General features: G+C 43.5%; 16 protein-coding genes and 2 tRNA genes. 1 reads left to right on the top strand and 17 read right to left on the bottom strand.

Translation table 11 applies throughout. The features are described from left to right. Positions 1 to 18: 18 nt before the first annotated feature. From BPR_RS04705 to BPR_RS04660, 10 genes are all read right to left on the bottom strand, one after another. Entirely contained in the window at positions 19 to 486 is a 468-nt protein-coding gene (locus BPR_RS04705; RefSeq protein ID WP_013280314.1) for a hypothetical protein, read from the bottom strand. A gap of 213 nt (positions 487 to 699) precedes the next feature. Further along, on the bottom strand, positions 700 to 2,058 hold the full coding sequence (locus BPR_RS04700; RefSeq protein ID WP_013280313.1) for an MATE family efflux transporter: 1,359 nt from the start codon (positions 2,056 to 2,058) through the stop codon (positions 700 to 702). A gap of 162 nt (positions 2,059 to 2,220) precedes the next feature. Continuing rightward, complete coding sequence (locus BPR_RS19650; RefSeq protein WP_013280312.1) at positions 2,221 to 3,729, bottom strand: sensor domain-containing diguanylate cyclase; 1,509 nt, start codon at positions 3,727 to 3,729, stop codon at positions 2,221 to 2,223. 80 nt (positions 3,730 to 3,809) lie between these two features. Then, a complete protein-coding gene (gene pgmB, locus BPR_RS04690) occupies positions 3,810 to 4,451 on the bottom strand; it encodes a beta-phosphoglucomutase (RefSeq protein ID WP_013280311.1) in 642 nt (213 codons plus the stop codon). A gap of 15 nt (positions 4,452 to 4,466) precedes the next feature. Beyond that, complete coding sequence (locus BPR_RS04685; protein ID WP_013280310.1) at positions 4,467 to 6,227, bottom strand: glycoside hydrolase family 3 protein; 1,761 nt, start codon at positions 6,225 to 6,227, stop codon at positions 4,467 to 4,469. Next, positions 6,228 to 7,769, bottom strand: coding sequence for an alpha-L-rhamnosidase-related protein (locus tag BPR_RS04680; protein ID WP_013280309.1), 1,542 nt, complete (start codon positions 7,767 to 7,769; stop codon positions 6,228 to 6,230). It abuts the gene before it with no gap. After that, the gene (locus tag BPR_RS04675) at positions 7,762 to 8,745 is read right to left on the bottom strand and encodes an ABC transporter permease (protein ID WP_013280308.1); all 984 of its coding nucleotides are present in this window, start codon (positions 8,743 to 8,745) and stop codon (positions 7,762 to 7,764) included. The genes BPR_RS04680 and BPR_RS04675 overlap by 8 nt, the downstream gene beginning before the upstream one ends. Positions 8,746 to 8,761: 16 nt before the next feature. Then, complete coding sequence (locus BPR_RS04670) at positions 8,762 to 9,964, bottom strand: type 1 periplasmic-binding domain-containing protein (protein ID WP_013280307.1); 1,203 nt, start codon at positions 9,962 to 9,964, stop codon at positions 8,762 to 8,764. A gap of 29 nt (positions 9,965 to 9,993) precedes the next feature. Beyond that, complete coding sequence (locus BPR_RS04665) at positions 9,994 to 10,971, bottom strand: ABC transporter permease (protein WP_013280306.1); 978 nt, start codon at positions 10,969 to 10,971, stop codon at positions 9,994 to 9,996. A gap of 12 nt (positions 10,972 to 10,983) precedes the next feature. After that, positions 10,984 to 12,483: a sugar ABC transporter ATP-binding protein gene (locus BPR_RS04660; RefSeq protein WP_013280305.1), complete on the bottom strand. Its 1,500-nt coding sequence runs from the start codon at positions 12,481 to 12,483 to the stop codon at positions 10,984 to 10,986. A 227-nt stretch (positions 12,484 to 12,710) separates the two neighbouring features. Between BPR_RS04660 and BPR_RS04655 the strand changes: the two genes are divergently transcribed. Beyond that, positions 12,711 to 13,766 (top strand): AraC family transcriptional regulator, encoded by a 1,056-nt coding sequence (locus tag BPR_RS04655; protein ID WP_013280304.1) that lies wholly within the window; start codon positions 12,711 to 12,713, stop codon positions 13,764 to 13,766. 228 nt (positions 13,767 to 13,994) lie between these two features. Here the strand turns inward: BPR_RS04655 and BPR_RS04650 are convergent, their stop codons facing one another. The 7 genes from BPR_RS04650 to BPR_RS04620 all read right to left on the bottom strand — a co-directional run bounded on the left by BPR_RS04650 (position 13,995) and on the right by BPR_RS04620 (position 18,969). Continuing rightward, positions 13,995 to 14,654, bottom strand: coding sequence for a flavin reductase family protein (locus tag BPR_RS04650; protein WP_013280303.1), 660 nt, complete (start codon positions 14,652 to 14,654; stop codon positions 13,995 to 13,997). Between the two features lie 9 nt (positions 14,655 to 14,663). Then, positions 14,664 to 14,900 carry a hypothetical protein gene (locus tag BPR_RS04645; protein WP_013280302.1) on the bottom strand — a complete coding sequence of 79 codons (237 nt, stop codon included), beginning with the start codon at positions 14,898 to 14,900 and terminating at the stop codon, positions 14,664 to 14,666. Positions 14,901 to 14,960: 60 nt separating this feature from the next. Then, complete coding sequence (locus tag BPR_RS04640) at positions 14,961 to 15,830, bottom strand: CPBP family glutamic-type intramembrane protease (RefSeq protein ID WP_013280301.1); 870 nt, start codon at positions 15,828 to 15,830, stop codon at positions 14,961 to 14,963. 342 nt (positions 15,831 to 16,172) lie between these two features. Further along, a tRNA-Leu gene (locus BPR_RS04635) sits at positions 16,173 to 16,256 on the bottom strand. Between the two features lie 39 nt (positions 16,257 to 16,295). Further along, positions 16,296 to 16,378: transfer RNA gene (locus BPR_RS04630), tRNA-Leu, on the bottom strand. A gap of 20 nt (positions 16,379 to 16,398) precedes the next feature. Further along, positions 16,399 to 16,731, bottom strand: coding sequence for a hypothetical protein (locus BPR_RS04625; RefSeq protein WP_013280300.1), 333 nt, complete (start codon positions 16,729 to 16,731; stop codon positions 16,399 to 16,401). 171 nt (positions 16,732 to 16,902) lie between these two features. Continuing rightward, positions 16,903 to 18,969 (bottom strand): Clp protease/crotonase-like domain-containing protein, encoded by a 2,067-nt coding sequence (locus BPR_RS04620; RefSeq protein ID WP_013280299.1) that lies wholly within the window; start codon positions 18,967 to 18,969, stop codon positions 16,903 to 16,905. Positions 18,970 to 19,010: the final 41 nt, after the last annotated feature.

The following is a 19,010-nucleotide window of genomic DNA, read 5'->3' as shown; positions in this document are numbered from 1 at the left end:
ATGATAACTTATAAAACTTTATCTAAATTTGTTCATGAATGATGCCATTGGTCCAACAGCATCCTGAAGATCCTTGATAGCTTTGTTAAGCCCGTCAAAATCAATCTCAGATATTTCCTTGATGGATTCTGTCAGTTCCTTACTGTTCTCCGCAAGAAGCTTATCAAAGTTTGCTGCTGAGTTAGACACATCTGCAGCCATAGTATCTACATTAGCAAGAGATTCCTCTGCCTTAACGGCAACACTGTTGATATGATCAAGTGTTATTGTCACCTTGGGAATCAGAATAATAACAGCTATAGCTACAACAACCAGGATTCCCGCAAGGCACCAAGTCCCAATCCTCCGATAAAAGAGCTGTTTGCGATTCAGCTTGATCAGCTCCTCTAATGCTCCTGCGCTTACTGCTGCCGATTCTTGTCCCTCTTTGCAAATCTCATTCTCTTTAACAGCATTTTCATTTTCAGAACTAAAATTTTTTTCCATTTTGACCCCCTGCTATTTAGAATAAAATTTCACGTGTACTTTACCATAATTCCCAGTTTGATTCAATGCAAATATTGCTAAAAACGTGCTTTTTGGTACTTTTTATTGTTTATATTTTTGCAATTGTTCATACAATTACGACACTTTATTACAAATAAAAAGAACATTCCAAATCAGTACATACATAAACTGATTCAAAATGTTCTCATAGATTTATTTATTCCTGTTCCACAGAGCAAGTCGTATCAGGAACAAGGTTCCTCTTACACATAATTCCGTGGCCATGGCTATCCATGCGCCCCTTAGTCCAAACATACTTCCAAGGTAGTAAGCAAGTGGGATTCTCACTGCCCATACGCTCAGCAGATTCAGCACGCTAGATAAAAGAGTTTCTCCCGCCCCTCTGAAAACACCGGCAGCTACAATCGATGCGCCATACAGAGGTTCTGCAAAGGCTTCAATCCTGAGGATCCGTGTGCCAAGCATTCGTATCTCCTGATCAGGAGATAGAATTCCAATCATCCACGGGGCAAATATCCACATGAGTATTCCACTACACCCCATGATGACCATGCCCAGAATTACTGACATCCAGCCAAGTCTTCTTGCAAGTGTCTTTCTGTTTGCTCCAATACACTGTCCGACAATAGTGGTTGCAGCTACGCCTATACCAAATCCCGGCATATAACACAGGCTTTCAGCTGTTATGGAAAAAGAGTTTGCTGCCACAGAAACAGTTCCAAATGGTGAAACGATCCTTGTAAATGCCACATAGGCAAAGCCCATGATAACATTGTCGATTGCCACAGGAATCGCTATTTTAAGGGCTGTCAGCAGTTCTTTTGACAAGAAAGCAAAAAGGCTCGTATTGCCATCCCCGGAGCGTCCTATAATGTAAAGGGCCGGAGATTTAACAAGTAATTCATACATCATGACTATCATGATCACAACAAAAGAAAATGCAGTTCCCAACGCAGCGCCCATTACTCCAAAGTGCGGGATCAAAAGGGCATTGAATACAACGTCAAGAGCACACATTATGACATTTAATATACTTGGGAGACGAATATTCCCGCTTGACTGGATCATTCCCTGAGAAGTAAGGAACATCTCTCGTACAGGTACAGAAAAGGCATAGACCAAAAAGTAAGCTGTCGCGTCTTTTCTGATAGCCGCATCTCCTCCCATCCACATTGGCAGCATCGGACTTACCATCACACATGCAGCCATTATCAGCAGACTGAAAAAGAAGTTACATATAAGTCCCCATCTGACTATGACTCTTGCACCACGCTCATCCTGTGCTCCTATCCTATGTGCCACACAAACCGAAAAGCCCATGGAAGCAGCTGTTATGATTCCGCCTACAAGCCAGGTAGAACTGGATACAAGACCTATGGATGCCGATGCATTAGCCCCCAAGTGTCCTACCATTGAAGCATCTATGTATTGCATTATTATTGAGGAAATCTGCGCAAGTATCGCAGGAAGACTCAGCCTCAGAATAAGAATGATTTCTTCTCTTACAGTTAATTTCTGCCCCGTTCTGATTGGGAGTAAGTAGTCCTTCATAAATAGTCCATCCGATTCATATTGCTATTTGATACACGAATTGCTCTAAGCCTTCATAAAGCTAACAATTCTCTGTTTAAAAACAGCGCAAATAAATTGCACCCAAAGATTTTATAATCTTATGGGTGCATTATGTCAATGTATATTTTTCCATGTAACTATTTAACGTTTACCTGACGCTCTTCTGTCTACGCCCTTTGCCGCATAATATCTGGCTTTAGCCTGGTACATTTCATTATCAGCTTTTTTCTCAAGTTCATTGACATTCAGGTCTTGATTGTCTGCATAGGCCGCAACGCCAATAGAAATAGTCAGAGATTCAGAAAACTTACCATGCCACTCGTTCACACAACTCTCTATATCTGCGCAAATTTTCTGAGGATTATCTGCATGTATGAGCGCTATAAACTCATCTCCTCCTGTTCTGTATACCTTGCCCTTATTACCAATAGCCAGGACCAGACAGTCTGCCGCACCTTTTATCAATTCATCACCGGCCGCATGTCCTATGGTATCGTTAACCTTTTTAAGACCATTTACATCTGCTGATAAGATAATAAAGTCTTTATCAAGCCCATTTTCTCTGTATGATGCCAGATCTTCTTCATAGCTGCGGCGATTGAATAGTCTGGTAAGCTCATCAGTCATGGCAATTCTGACAAGCCTCTCCTCACGCTTTTTCTCATCATCAACATTTCTCGTTGTAAAGACTATTCTGCTGGGGATGCCGTTTTCATCCACTTCTACAGGAATGTACTGAGCACGAAACCATCCATCAACCACGTCAATGAAATCATCGCTGAGAAGTCTTTTACCCGCAAGTCTTGACCTGACAGTTTTGAGATTAGTGTATTCTATAAAGCTGTCCAGTTGATCCGGCATAAGCCTCTTACGTATCATACGACTCATAACAGTGTGTGTCTGTGAAACAGGATCAATATCATGCTTGATCTGTTCCTTACTTCTGACAGACATCTCATAGTTGTTCACAAAATCAATCAGATTGACCTTGTCGTAAATATTTGCGATAGCCTGAAGCATATTGATCTTATCCTGAATCTCCGAGTCTTTGGTTTTCTGAAGTTCAACAGTGGCCTGAGAGGCCCTGATAAGAGTATGATAGCGAACTCCCATGCCAATCGCAGAAACCAGTGCAAGAATGGAATAATTGATTATATTAATTCCGGCAGCTCCATCTACCAGGTAAAGAACTAAATACAAAATGATGTAAGAACTGATCGTCAAAGCTGTGCTGACCCAGGGCTTTAAAGCGATGAAACATACAACCATCACCTCGACGGCATAGAAGGTCAATATCTGCTCTCCCCTACCATAACGCCGATAAGAAGCCCACATGCCCCACAGGGACATGAGCATAAGGTAAATTGCATTGAGCATCGTGACAAGAATGTGTTTCAGCTTTTTCTCCCTTAATATGTATTTTGCGGAAAAATAGCCACAAGTACACGTAGCAACGCAGAATAAAACGCTGGTAATGCTCTTCCATTCTTCGCTGCCAAAGCTCTTTCTTGTCAGCACAAAGATAGCTAATGTTATTGCCTCAAAGATAGCTACGATCAGAGATATATTTTCTATTCCTTTCGTGCTGATCTTATCCATTATTTCCAGGACATCTTTATCTATTGAAGGAAAGAAAAACTTTTTTATCATACTTAAATCATAACATAATTTTGTCTTTTTTTGTGCGTTTTATAACATTTTCACAATTTGGCATGAACTACCTTTTGAAACTAAATATCCAGTATTTCGGAAAAAAAACTTATTTTAAACTCTGCTTCGTCACACTCCGCGGCAGGGCCTATTCCGACACTGTGAAACCCCGCTGCATTTGCCGCGTTTATACCCGAGATTGCATCTTCTATCACAAAGCACTCCTCGTTTTTAAGCCCAAGAATTCCCGCAGCCTTGATGAACACCTCAGGGTCGGGCTTGGACCTGGAGATCATGTTGCCGTCGCTGATACCGTCAAAGGCATCAGTAAGGGCTGTCCTCTCCAGGATGAACCGGGTATTCTTTGAGGAAGAGCCAATGGCAAGACCATATCCTCTTTCCTTAAGCTCCCTTAAGGTGCTTCTTACCTCCTCAGTGACATCCCCGGGGCCCATATTCTTCAGAAGTTCTCTGTAGATATTGTTCTTTTTTTCCATGAGAGCAGCCTTTTCCTCCGGGCTGTATACAGCTGCTGCCCTCTCAAGTATGATCTCAAGGCTTTCTGCCCTTGAGACTCCACGGAGTCTTTCATTTATCTTTCTGTCAAAATATATCCCCTCATCGTCCGCGATGGATTTCCACGCCTGATAGTGATACTCATCGGTGCTACAGATGACTCCGTCCAGGTCAAAGATTATCCCTTTTATATTCATCTTGCCCATCCTTTCTCCATCTCTTTATATGTAATCCTTTCCGCAGAAGGGATCTATGGGGCTTACTCCCTCAAACTTCGATCTTCCCATGAGTTTTTCAATCACAGCATTGCAGAAGTCTTCATTACCGCTGTAAGCATTGATATAGGTTCCGATCATGGGTGCATCAAAAAGATGATAGGGGTATGCAGTGGAGACCATTATCATCGGTATCTCTTTTGCATGCCAGGGAGCATCATCACCGAGGCCAAAGAGCACATTCCAGTTAAGACGCAGGGTGGTGTTATTGGATGCATTCTCCATGTTGCAGACATAGATATACAGATCGTAATCCTTCTTCATCTCGGAAACGCTTCTGTACATTTCATTCAAAAGAGCCTTCTTCTTGTCCGGGAGGTTTTCAACATCCATGAAATCCATGGGCGTTATCCGCGTTCTCCTGTCCCTTACGGTAACTTCGAACCCTTCCTTCTCAAGCTTTTCCTTCCACATCAGCGCAAAATCGCTGCAGGGATCCATCTCTTTGTCTATAACATTAAGGTATATCCTCTTATATTTACCCGGATTTACAGGCAAAAGAGCCTTCTCATCCCTGACAAGTGTGATGGCCTTATCGGCAACCTCTTTTGCAAAAGCTCTATGCTCACTGCAGCCAACAATGTCTATGGCATCCTCCGGGGGAACAAGTCTTCCTTCCCTCTGCTTTACATGAAGCCCCAGTGAGGCCTTTGTGGCAAGGATGCGAAGAACCGCCTCATCCAGGCGCTCATTTGTAAGAAGACCGCTTTTCAGTCCATCTTTCAAAAAGCCGATGTCCTCGGAAAGATCCTTGTTAAAGAGGATCATATCGCAGCCGCTCATAATTGCCGTAGGGATGGCCCTGCTCCTTGGCATTGCCGAGGTAAAGCCCACCATCGGGGTCGCATCAGTGATGATAAGACCGTTAAAGCCAAGTTTTCCTCTAAGCAGTCCCTGCAGGAGCTCCTTAGAAAGAGAGGCGGGGCGGAGCATCTCCTCTTTTGTGGCATCCCTGTTAATCTCCTTTACATAGGCAGGCTGAGCGATATGTCCAACCATCACGGTCTTTGCTCCCTTGCCTATAAGCGATCCGTAGATATAGCCAAAGCTCTCATCCCACTCCCTGACGCCAAGTGAGTTAACACTTGTAACGATGTGCTGGTCCCTCTCATCTATGCCGTCTCCGGGAAAGTGCTTGATTGATACCGCTACGCCGCATTCATCGGCTCCATCCATGTATCTTGAGGCAAAGGCTTCGATTTTCTTCGGGTCATCTCCGAAGGTCCTTACATTGGTTATGGGATTGTGAAATTCCCTGTTGATATCCACGATAGGGGCAAAGGACCAGTTAAGCCCAAGCGCTGCGCCTTCTTTGCAGGCAACATATCCCATCCGGTATCCGTTTTCCGGATCGTTTGTTGCAGCTACCGCCATTGGTTTTCCAAAACTCGTCCCCTCAAAGGAGAGTCCGTCTCCTCCGGCCTCTGTATTGGCAGCGATAAGAAGAGGAATCCTGGCCATGTCCTGTATCTTCCTGTGGGTGGCTCTCAGTTCTTTTGCCGGGCCGCTTCTGTACATCATTCCTCCCACAGCTGCGCCTTCAACTATGCCCCGAAGAACATTATCGTCATTGGAAAATCCCATGGGGCAGAATACCTGCCCACACTTCTCATCTTCCGTCATTGAGGCAAAGGTATCCTCTACCCACTTTATCGCCTCATCATCAAGGCAGAACGGGTTTGCTTTATAATCAATCTTTATGCTCATTTACGATTCATCCTTCGTATCATTAAAATAGGTTCTCAGAAAATATGCCGGTCCGCAGCTCCATGCATGGCAATAGCTGTTCACAATGGTCCCACCGTAGGGCGACTCGTTGGGTTTTTCCGGATTGTACAGTTCCCAGAAGGTATCGGCGGAATTTGCCACCATTCCTCCCCAGTACTTTGACATTTTCCTGTGAGCCACATCTTTTTTTCCAATTTTAATAAGCGCATCTATGTAGTTATGGTACATGTAGGGAGTCACCATGGTCACTGCTTCAGGGCAGGCCTCCATTCTGTCAAAGAGCCGCTCTGCTGCCTTTCCCTCCATGGCTCCTCCAAGCACCATCCATATCTGCGAGGCAAAAGAAATCTGGCTTTCCGCTCCGCTTACATAGAGCTTCTTCTCAACATCATAAAGGAATCTGTTGGAAGCTTCCTTGAGCTTGAGATAAAGCTGCGCATATTCCTCCTCCGCAAGAACGTCTCCGACGCACTGGGCAAGCTCGATGGCTGCCTCAAGGGCATACATGAAGATTCCCTGAGCGGAGGCCTGTTTGTTGAGGGCAAGATTCCAGTCCACAAAACACCAGCCAAGAACATCCGAGTCCCTTACCACATGCCGCTCATCGAGGCTGTTACTTGCCAGCTGGATCTGTCTTTTGCAGACGTCGAAAAGGTCCAGCACAGCTTTTTTATCCCCGGTCCTTTTGTAGTAATCCCGAAGTATCACAATAAAGAACAGAGAATAGTCAAACATATTCGTGTCATCAACTTCAGGCTTCGGATCAAGGAAGATACAGGCTCCCACCCGTCCGTCTTCCTGGGTCAGAGCCCCGAACAGATAAAGATTTGACTTTACCATGTCATTCATGTTGTAGGTGACATAGTTCACCAGAGCCTGAATTCGCAGGTCTCCGATCCAAAGCCTTCTGTCCCTTTTGGGTCCATCCTCAAAGACCGTCTGCATACAGTCATGGAGTGTTTTTACAGCCACCCTGTCAATCTCCCTGTCCAGCTCATTACTGCTGTAGTAGGGCAAAAGAGCTTCATCAGGGGCAGAGGATACTGCTGTGAGGGATGCATCATTTACCCTTAAGGAAAATCTGGAGCTGATATCAACCACCTCTATCCTCACGTATCTGAAGGAGTATCTCCTGTCCAGTTTCACAACAGACGGCACTATGTCCACATGGATAATCTCCTCCTCAATCCAGGCCGGTGAGACCCAGCCCTTATATTCTGAGGCATCCTCAAAAAGCTCGATCTCTCTTTCCGCAAAACGGATTCTCAGAAGAACCGGTGAATCAGGGTGTGCCCCCTCATAGCCAAGGTCCAGGGACAGGTACCCCACATAGTGGTCCTCAAAATCCAGGATGATGGAGTCGTCTTTTTTCAGTGCGATAGACTCATATGCCGGACGGGGATCTCTTTTTATGACATCCCCATCCTTCTTTAAGTCAATACACTTGCATTCGTTTATCTTGTTTTTCTTTATTTCAGGGAAAAGAGCTGTCGCTTCCCGTAATAATTTTTCGTTATACATGTGCAAATATTCTCTTGATCAAATGATTATTGTTTAAATAGATTAAGAAGATCACCAGCAGTACTGCGTTTATGATCGACTGAGTTGTGGCATTTATACGGTTTGAGAAAACCGCAAAGGTGGAATTCAGAAGGGACATACACAGGGCAGAGAGCAGAAAGCCCACCTTCTCGTTTCCGAACCTTCCGATATAGCCTGCAATGAACATCGGAAGAAAGGCCGTGAACATAATGGCTATACTTCCGAAATTCAGCTGTCCTCCGTTTATAGTGGTATTTCTTGCGGCATTCAGCATACCCACAAGTCCCATAAGGCCGCCGCAGATCGTGTAACAGATAAGGGCGTTTTTAACCTCATTGATACCGGTGGCTACAGCTACCTTCTGCCCTGACTTAAGGGCGTTGTAATCATAGCCGAAGGAGGTCCGCTCAAAGACAATGATCATAAAGATAAGAACCGCCGCAATGATAACAGCTGCGTAAAGCCAGGTTCCAACAAAGCCTGACATAGATCTGTTCTGAACCTCACTCATAAGGTATTTGCCGCCTGTTATGGTATACATTATTCCCTCGTATACCAGGGTCACACCAAGAGAAACGATAATGGGCGGAAGCCTCAAAGCGCAGTACACAGCTCCCGATATAAGTCCCAGCAGTGCTCCCGCAAGAACCGTTATTATCAGCATAAGAAGTGCAGAACCAGAGCCCCCTTTAAGAAAACCGTATGTGATCTTCGCACCTATCACAGATGAAAGTCCTGCCATTGCCCCCAGGGAAAAATCAAATCTTCCGCTGTTTAAGTTTATGGAGAGCGCCATGGTGGTGATCATAACGATGGCTGTATACACCACAAAGTTATCAAAGCTCTTTGCTCCCGATATGATGGTCTGCCCGTTTGCAAGGCAGATTCCTTCCAATACCACTGCCACAGCCGCAGGGATTGCCAATGTCTTTAAAATCTTCTTAAGGGTGCTCATAAACTGCCTCCATTCATCACTTACTCTCGATAAGTGCCTTTACATCATCATAGGTAACATCCTGACCGATAATGCCATCAAGACTTGCCTTGTCAAAAATAGGTGTATCACCGTTGTCGTTTACATAGTACTGGTCAAAGGATTCTGCATCTGTTGCCACAAGATAGCTCTGAGTAAAGGAGACCGCATTTCCTTCGGGATCTCTTATAACATTTCCGTTAATCGCATCCATTACCAGAGCAAATACAGGTCCGATGGAAGAAGAGTACTTGCCTGCAAGATACTCAAGAGAGCCATTCTTCATTGATTCGCTGTTCATGGCTGTAAAGGAGTCAATATCGGAGAAAGGGATGTTCTCCTGGCTAAGTGTCTGAGCAAAGAAAGTTGTTGCCATTCCCACTGAGATAAATGCCTCAGGAGCTTTCTGGATTGCTGCATTGAGCTCATCGGTGGTTGTGTCGCCATATCCCTGGAGGTAAGCTACCACTTCAACATCTCCCGAAACCTTTGTAAGATCAACACCCTGATCCTGGAATATCTGTCCGATCATACCGTTCATATCATCTGTTCCGCCGTAAGTATCACCAAGTCCGGCGATCACACCTGCTGCACGGTATACGTGCATGGGGTTGGGGATAAACGCTCCGTAGATGGCAACGCTCTTTACTCCCTTATCCTTAAAGTACTTTCCCATCTCCTTGCCGGCTTCAAACTCTGTCTCGTTTGAAGGTCCAACCTGGCCGGCAAAATGCTCATAAGTCTTGTAGGTCTCATACTGACTCTCATCAAGCACGCCGGATGCAACCGCATAGTATACGCCATACTCTTCACAGGTCTCGATCTGCTGAGCTCTGTCACTGCTGGAGAGTGAGATAACGGCGTCATATCCCTTTGATGCAAACTTCTCGATGGCTGCCTTCTCATCCTCAGCACTGGCAAGAGCATCTGTATAATCAAAGGTTACGTTATAGTTGTTCTGAATATATTTCTCGTAGTAGTTTCTGAATCCAAGTGCCTCCTCGCCGCTGACGTCGGCCACAAGAACACCGATCTTACGAGTTTCACCCTGATCCGCGGAAGCTTCACTTACAACCGCATTATCAGTGCTGTTATCTGTTGTGTCTGAAGCCGCAGCAGGTGCACTGTTACCGCATCCTGTCATTACGGTCATGGCTGCTGCCATGGCAAGTCCAAGTACCTTTGTTACTTTCCTGTTCATAATCTTTCCTCCGTTTTTTCTAAAGTTCTTTATCTTGGCAACAGTGCGGTTTTGTAATTCATTCCCGTGATATATACCACTATCAGGAAGAAAACTGCGCTGATCACCTGTGTTATTCCGTATGCTGCACTGGAATCAATCACTATCTCCAGAATGTCGTTCAGCAACATATATGAGAAGCCTCCAACCAGTGCGGCGTATATCCTGGATCTTGCGCCTCCCGATATTGGCATTCCTCCGAATACTATAGCTATAAAGATATTCATTCCTATACTTGAAGCCGTTGTCGTAGTGACCGAAGGGGTATACACAAGAGTAAGGAATGCTCCGAGTCCTATACCGATACCCGCCATAACAAAAGCCAGTATCGTGTATTTGTCGGCTTTGATGCCTGTAAGATATGCACAGAGGGGATTTCCTCCCACGAACTTCATCCTTCTTCCCGCCTTTGTGAACTCAAATACAAAGACTGAGACTGCAAAGAACAGCAAAAGAGTTGCTATCTTGAAGGGCATATTGTCAAAGGGCTTTACTACGCTGCTGGGAATGCTTATCCCACCCAGCGCTCCTCCGTTTACCGTAATTATCTGCGCAGATACAGCTGACAGTACGGACATCATCGCGACCGTGGTTACAAAGGCCGGTATGTGGAAGATTGAGGCCAGCACCGAATTGAGCAGCGAACACACAATTCCCGTAAGCAGTATCACCGCCATCATCAGCGCTATATTCTCTGTTCTGTTGTAGGCCATTACTCCGAGAGTTGCCGAAAACAGTGTGGAAGCGCCAAGGCTGATATCAAAGGTTCCAAGGGTATAGATGAAGGTTGCTCCCGTTGCTACAATTGCCAGAACCAGCGCCTCATTGAACACAATCTTCAGATACATATCAAGTCTGTAACCCTTTGCATTAACCACTGTGCAGAAAACAAGAAAGAGCACCGCCAGCGCCGCCATGGGCAAAAGAGCTATGATATTCTGCCTGTTTATGATTTTCTTTATATTCATTTCTTTTGCCTCCTAGATCATGCATCCTATGATGTCGCTCTCGGACAGATCTTTACTCCGCTGAAATTCTCCTGTTATTTCACCGTTCTTCATGATAAGAACCCTGTCGCTCATCCCGATGAGTTCAGGAAGCTCTTCACTTATCATGAGAATGGCCTTTCCTTCGCTCTTAAGCTGTGACATAAGCTGATACATTGCCTGCTTGACACCGATGTCCACACCTCTCGTGGGGCAATCCAGTATCAGGATCTTACTGTCGCAACCTATCCATTTTCCAAAGACTACCTTTTGTTTGTTGCCGCCGGAGAGCTGGGCTACTGCCTGATCTCTTCCCGAGCATTTGATCCTCAGGGCATCTATCTGCGCGTCTACATATTTTCTTTCCGCGGACCTGGTTATAAGTCCCGCCCCGGATTTGAATATGTTCATTCCCGCAATCGCGATATTGTCCTTGATGCTGGCCTCAAGGCACAGGGATTTTCTGTCTCTGTCCTTGGATACATATCCTATCTTGTCAGTCATTGCGTTGTGAGGAGACTTTATCTGCCGCCCTTTCAGGGATATGACTGTGCCACTCTCGGGTTTAAGCGCTCCGAACATAGCCTCTCCAAGTTCATGCATTCCGCAGTCCGCAAGTCCTCCAATTCCCAGGATCTCTCCGCAGTGAAGTGTCAGGGACACGTCCTTAAGTTTGTCCTTAAAGCACAGATTCTTTACCACAATGGCTTCTTCATCAAGGAAGCTGCAGCTAAAGTCCGGTCTGTAGTAATCGCCCTCTATCTCTCTTCCTATCATGCTGGTCCTTATAAGTTCTTCATCAAATTCCTCTTTAGCGAAAGTTCTTATAAGATTCCCGTCCCTTAGGACTGTCAGGGTGTCGCAGACCTCCATTATTTCCTCCAGATCATGGGAGATAAAAAGTACTGAACCGCCCTCTTTTTTCATCTTTTTCATGATGCCGTACATGATCTGTCTTCCGTCATGAGATAGTGCCGTGCTGGTTTCATCTATCACCAGGATCTTCGGCTTTTTAAGTATGACCTTGGCGATTTCCACCAGCTTCCTGTCCTGGAAGGAAAGGCTGTCCATCATATCCTTTCCGGAAATGGAGGTTATTCCTATATTGGAAAGGGCTCTGTCCGCTTCCTCGAAGAGTCTTTTTCTATCCACAAGAAGCCCCTTCTTAAACTTCTTCATCTCTGCCAGAAATATATTCTCCGCAACGGTGATCCCCGTTATTGTTCCACTCTCCTGAACCACCATTCCTATACCTTTATTCAAAGCATCGATCATGCTCTCGGGTTCCCAGGCGTTTCCTTCATAAGACATCTGCCCCGAGGTTGCTTTCTGCATTCCCGCCGCTATGGATGATATGGTGGATTTTCCAGAACCGTTCTCACCTATGAGACCTCTTATCTCACCGGGGTAAACCTCAAGGTCTACTCCGTTTAGAGCAGTCACACTTCCGAATTTTTTTGTTATGTTTTTCATTTCCAGAATCGGAGTATTCATAACCAATGAATCCTTTCTGTCTGAGGTATTGCTTGTTTATGGATTCATTATATTGAGCAAACATCTTTTACATAATTCACATAATCGTTCAATTATATTGACTTATTATGATGAAAATCTATTATTTATGATACTAATATGAACTATTTTGACATTTACCTCTGTTAGGGGTATTATTTACCTGTTTTAACCGGACGTTCATTTAAGATAATAAGGAAATTAAAGATATGGATCACACAGCGGTAAAGCAGCACATATACGACATTACCGAAACTGAGAAATTTTACAGAGACTACTATCTTGCCGGAAAGGACAAAGACAGTCTGAGGGCTTTTCTTGATGGTCTTGATATGAAGCTTGTTCTTGACAGACACCTTCTGATTACCGAAAAGCCCGAGACAATCCCCGAGGTATTCGAAGATTCCTTCTTTTTCGACCTGTCAAATAATGACAGTATAGTGGTACAGAAGCACGAGAGATATTCACCGGCCATCGAGCACAGTCATACCTTTTTTGAGCTGAGCTATGTCTATGACGGCAAGTGCTCCCAGACCATCTCCGGAAGGGCCATCGAGATGCGTACGGGAGATTTCTGTGTTATTCCTCCCGGGATCAAACACTCCATCAGCGTGTTTGACGACACCATAGTCATAAACATAATGCTCAGAAGGGATACTTTACATTCCATGTTCTATTCCTTCCTGAACACCCCGAATATACTCAGTTCTTTTTTCCTGAATAATATATATGCCAAGAAGGCCAACGACTACATCATGTTCCACACAGGCTCCGATGATGGCATAGCCACTTCCTTTATCTGGATGCTGACAGAATCCCTCAACAGACAGGAGTACCATTACCAGGCCATTACAAATACCCTGCTTCTTGATTTTTATCTGATAATAAGGAACTACTCGGAATCCGTTCAGATGCCGCTGTTTGACAGCCGCATAGATGTACAGCGATATGCCCTTATCCAGTATATTCAGGAGAATTACAAGGAGGTAACTCTCTCGGACCTCTCCGAGAAATTCCATTATTCCAACGAGTACACCTCAAGACTGATAAAAGAGCTTACGGGAATGACCTACACCGAGATCCTCAGGACCGTGCGAATAGAGCGAAGTCAGGATCTTCTTGCAAACTCCACAATGAGTGTTGCCACCATAGCTGAAGCTGTGGGATATGACACCACGGAGCACTATATCCGTCAGTTTAAAAAGCACACAAAAATGACTCCTTCCGCTTATCGAAAGGAGTCTGCATCCAGTAGGAACAGGTAAAAGACCTTACAGGAACTTCTCCGGCAATGTAACGCCAAAGTCTTTTGCCAGTTGTCCAAAGAAGTGAGAAATACATATAGAACACACGTTGAGAAATACATTGAAGATCAACGAACAGAGGAACACTAACGCAAATACATTAAGACGGGGAAATACAAAACCTTTTTTCTTGTGAAGTTAATTCTTTGCTCACGCCCTAAATCCTCCATTTTCAGGTTTATGCATTTCTTAATACTCCATAACATCAATTTTCTTTTGCAGTACTCCGGCGTAATCATGTGCGGTTTTGCCTACATTTTCGGGATTGACCTGATAGTGGATGTTATATAGGATCCCGCTTTCTCCGGTTCTGTCAGGTAAATGGTTTTCATCGATATGAAGGCCGATCACCTCAAGGCAAAGCATTGCATGGTCATCACCGGGAACAATTTCCTTTTCCCATTTGAGCTTACATTCAAGATTCATGAAGCATTCCTGTACCAATGGTGCATTAACCCAAGATGCCTTTTCTACAGTAAGCCCGGATGCTGTGATCTCATCTTCCTCATACTGATTGTTCTTGATGGTGCTCATACAAGCTGCATGATATTCTGCCGACATGAAATTGATAACGGCTTCTTTGGTTTCAGAGATACTCGTGTATAAGTGGCCGTTTTTATTGACGCTGGCAAGGATAGCATAAAACCCATTACCATGATCTGCGCTTGTAAATGTAGCCCAGGACTGCATGCAGGCATTAGGCTGACCGTTTGCCTTATATGTTGTTACAAGAAATAACGGAGATGGTACTGTAACAACAAATTCTTTCCACGAAAATCCGAAGTTACGGGAAAAATCCCCAAATGTTCCTTTCATCTGTTCCGGCATTTCTTTGTATGAATATTTCATCTTCGTACCTCACTCATCTAACATCAGTTTGCCGTAGAGTCCCATGTATCCAGCATTCTGAAAGATGGCAAATTCTTCATTGGTGATAACTCCGGCATCATGAACAATTTCAGCAAGAAGCTGATTCCATTGCTTAAAATTTCCACGGACAACGAGTCTTCTGCGGTCCTCGTCCAATTGATTAAAGTGATCTGCCAGTTCTTGCCTGTATGTCTGGATTGTAAGATAACTTTCGAGATAAATCAAATATAAATAAATGTTGACAGGTACGCCCCCGCATTACTGCGAGGGCGCATTTATTGAAATTTAATTCATGGCTTCAAGACTATCTTTATATAATCTTGTTCTGGTAATGATTACAAAAAATACTATATCAAGTACAATTGAAACCGGATTAACCAGTGTTTTGTAAACATCACTGAATGGATAGATCATTGCTCCTGTAAGAACGATATTTTCAAACATATGTAAAAAGAATATTGGAAAGACTTTTCTTTGTGAAATAACATATATCGAACTATATACAAGGGAATTTGTTACACACATAAGTACAAAGCATACCGCTAAAAGCATGTTCGAATGAGCCCATTCATACTGAATCTGAGCAGGATAAAAGAACAGTGGTAAATGCCATATTCCCCAGATTAATCCAATAATTATCGAACCTTTTACAACATTCTTTTTATTGATTACCATATCTGAGAGAAAGCCTCTCCAGCCAAACTCTTCAGAGAATGGTCCTGATATCAGCCCCCAAAACAGGAAATAGAAAAACATTAATGGATTTCCCGCAATAAGTTTTAGCCCCTCAAATCCGAGATTTTCTCCTCCATTCATCTTGGATATTGTCTGTGTGACAAAGCACTCAATACATATGAGAAGCAAGCTGATAAATATAGCTAAAATACTTCTTTTATCCGGTACAAGACATCTTTTGAAGAAATCTTTAATATTCTCTTTTTTGTATAAAACAGCGACAAAAATGCCTCCTAAAAGTGATGGAAGCATACCCCCGATAACAAAAAAGATAGATGCAAAGTCAAATGAAGATACCGAAGTCTCTTCTACATTCATTTGTAATACTATTGGCGTAAATTGAAAGAGCCACGTTAGTAAAAGTGTAACTATAACGAAAATAACAGCTACCTTTTTCTTGCTTAAATTCTCATTTTTCATGCACTACCCCCATCCCCGTAACATTTTTTTACAATACAGTTCAATATTTTATCAGTTTATATGGCTGTAAATCTGACTGTCTTTTTATTATTAATCTGCTGCCTCTTAATGCCATCCACATTAAAAAATACACTTAGAAATGCACTTTTTGCACTAAGCCAGTATTCATGCGGATTGTCGACTACTAAACTGACTACTTTTATGACTACTTTTGAAGCTGAATAAGACATATTTTGACATATTTCAGCATACAACTATAAACAAAGTGAATGAAGCAGAAACCGCATGAATACTAAGAAAAAAGGTTGTCTGTGAACACTCACAAACAACCTCATTCATTCGTGCGGAAGATGGGACTTGAACCCACACGATGTAAGCATCACAAGATCCTTAGTCTTGCTCGTCTGCCAATTCCGACACTTCCGCATTTTCAATATTGAATTCGCAGTCGCACATAAAGCAAAGTGCAGGAGAAGGGACTTGAACCCTCATGTTGTTGCCAACACATGGACCTGAACCATGCGCGTCTGCCATTCCGCCACTCCTGCGAGCGACAAAAATTATATTATCACAACAATGTGAGTTTGTCTACAAACATATCCAAATTTTTTAATATTCTTTTTATAGAATTATAAAGAATAGCCGCGCAGATGACACAAAGGCCTGTTACAATAGCCAAAACAAGGCATATCAGGTTGCTGCCAATAAGCCCAGTTGACAGAAAAACGCAGGTACAGATCAGCATCCCCACCATAACAATAAGAATCCTAACAAGCTCCTGATGAAGAATTGTCATTTTGAGTTGAAGGCTGCTCTTCTCAGCTTCAATCTCTTCTTCAGAAAGAACATCATAGTCAAGCTTTTCAAAATGCTTTAAGAACTCCCTAAATCTTTTTTCCATGTCACGTTCCTCATTAAACCAGATTGTCACTTGTCTTTACACTGTTTCCCTGATCATCGCTATAGCAAAACATAGTTTTCTCAGTAAAAAGCGATAATCACAAGGCCCGAGTGCACATTAATCATTATACGCTTTTTCGTATATTACATGCAACTTTCTTTACTTTCCCCATTATTCACAGCGCTCCAGTACCACCGCTCCATTCTGCTCAATGACTTTGTATATCACTCCGGCAGAATACTCTTCTCCATCAGCAAGCAGCGGCTTAAAAAGATCTGCTGATACTCCTGCTTCATCTTCCACATACAGGTATGATGCGTGCTTATCCATTATTTTAGAAGCCATCACAGCGCTGTCATCGCTCTCCGCAAGAAATGCATCATATACAAGTGGCACAGGGGAAGCCTCTTTACTAATGTAAGTATCGTGAACCCAGTGATAAGTGTGACCGTCGCGCATCACAAGAACTCTTTTGCCCCATAAGCTCTTATCTTCAAGAACAGCATTTACAATTATCCTTCCGTCATCGCCAACCATATCGTATGAGTCTTGTAAAAGACTCGCAGCGTTTTGCCTATAGCCCCAGATGTGCTTATAGATACCTGAATAGTCTGCTGTAAGTAAAACAAAAACCATAAATCCAAAAACGAAGATCTGTCCATATGATTTACTATTTCCATCGCAGGATTGGATTTGCAAGCCATCTGTTCTGCGTGTATCACCGCTTTCCGTAAGGCCGCACCCACGCTCTCCACCAAGTGCTGCCCTGATCGTCAGAACAAAACCTCCAAAGGCAAACGGAAAGCCATATCGCGCCACAGACACCGCCATTGCATAAGCATCAAGATACTGATCTTCCCCCTGGAATATAGATATATGCGCAAGGAAGATGATTCCATAGGTCAAAAGACCTGTCACCAGCATAAAAATTAAAATCCTAAAACCACTCTTTTTATCCAGCACCTTAAGAAAGACAAGGCTGATCAAAAGCGCAAAAATAATAAGCACCATCACGCCTGTCGGAAGGTCAAGGGTGACATTTCTGTCAGCGTGCATTGGCATAGTCCAAAGTCCCTCCCAGAAAAAGCCTGCTTTATCGGAGGTATTAAGAGGCGCTGTATAAGTCCCCGATGTAGCCATTTTAATGCCAGCGCCTGTAAGTTTGGCAACTCTCCTTCTGATCAGGCAAAAGACAAGCCAGCTGCCGTAAAAGACTGCGCTTCCCGCCACAGACCAGATCATTTTCACACTCTTTTGGGCAATCATCAGGTAGAAAATAAGCGCAAACACAGCCCATTCAATTCCCACAGACTTAGTCAGCAAAAGAACTGCCGTATATAACATGATCCTCGCATAATAAAAGGTCTGCGAACACTGATCCTGCTCGTAAATCGAAATAAGAAGCGTCCCATACAGAATACCCATTGTGATATCTGCCGGAGTTCCGTAATAAATTATGCCATTAAAAACTCCGGGAAGAACTACCACGGAAATAAAGGCAAGGCACATAAGCAAAAAGACAAAGAACTTAAACCAAGCACCTCTCTTTTTGTCCACACCGGCATTATCTGAAGGGGCAGAGTCTGAATATGACATTCCAAGATACAAAGAACCCACAATTCTGCCTGCTAGTGGCATCAGGAATACAGTATTAAGTGCAAAATACCCCGCAAACTGAAGTCCCTCTTTATACTCCCCATTTCCAAGCTGTAAAAAGAGCCACTTAAATATCGAAGTCACAGGAGGATAATCCCCAAACTCAGGAGAGACATTTCCATATTTCCCCGGAAATCCATTCATGAAAAAGAGCTGTTTGGCATCAGATGACCAGAAATTTATATCATCCCACCAGGAAAAAACATTCCCCGATACAAGAACACTCACAATAGCGGTAACAAATATAAACATGCCAAGAACGAATCCATTCTCATAAAAAAACCGCTTGGTCAAACAAGTTCCAGTTATACCATTGACATTTCTTTCGTTTTTATCTATTTCCTTACCACAATTATCAGCGCCATCACGCTTTTGAAACATTTTATATATGGCATAAAAACCGCACGCTAAAGCCGGGATCCAGATAAACTGCATCAATCTAAAAAATGCCAGAACATACAGTGCCAGTATCAGCGCAGAAGCTGACACCGCTAGTCCGTCACCGATATTAACTTTATTAACCTGGGAAATATAAATTGCAATAACCAATAAAGATAAAGCAGATATTATAAAAACAAGCATACACCCCAAAACCTTTCCAAATAATCCTCTTCCACTAATGT

This window comes from Butyrivibrio proteoclasticus B316, assembly GCF_000145035.1.
Lineage (GTDB): Bacteria > Bacillota > Clostridia > Lachnospirales > Lachnospiraceae > Butyrivibrio > Butyrivibrio proteoclasticus.
This window is presented reverse-complemented; position numbering and strand designations above follow the sequence as displayed.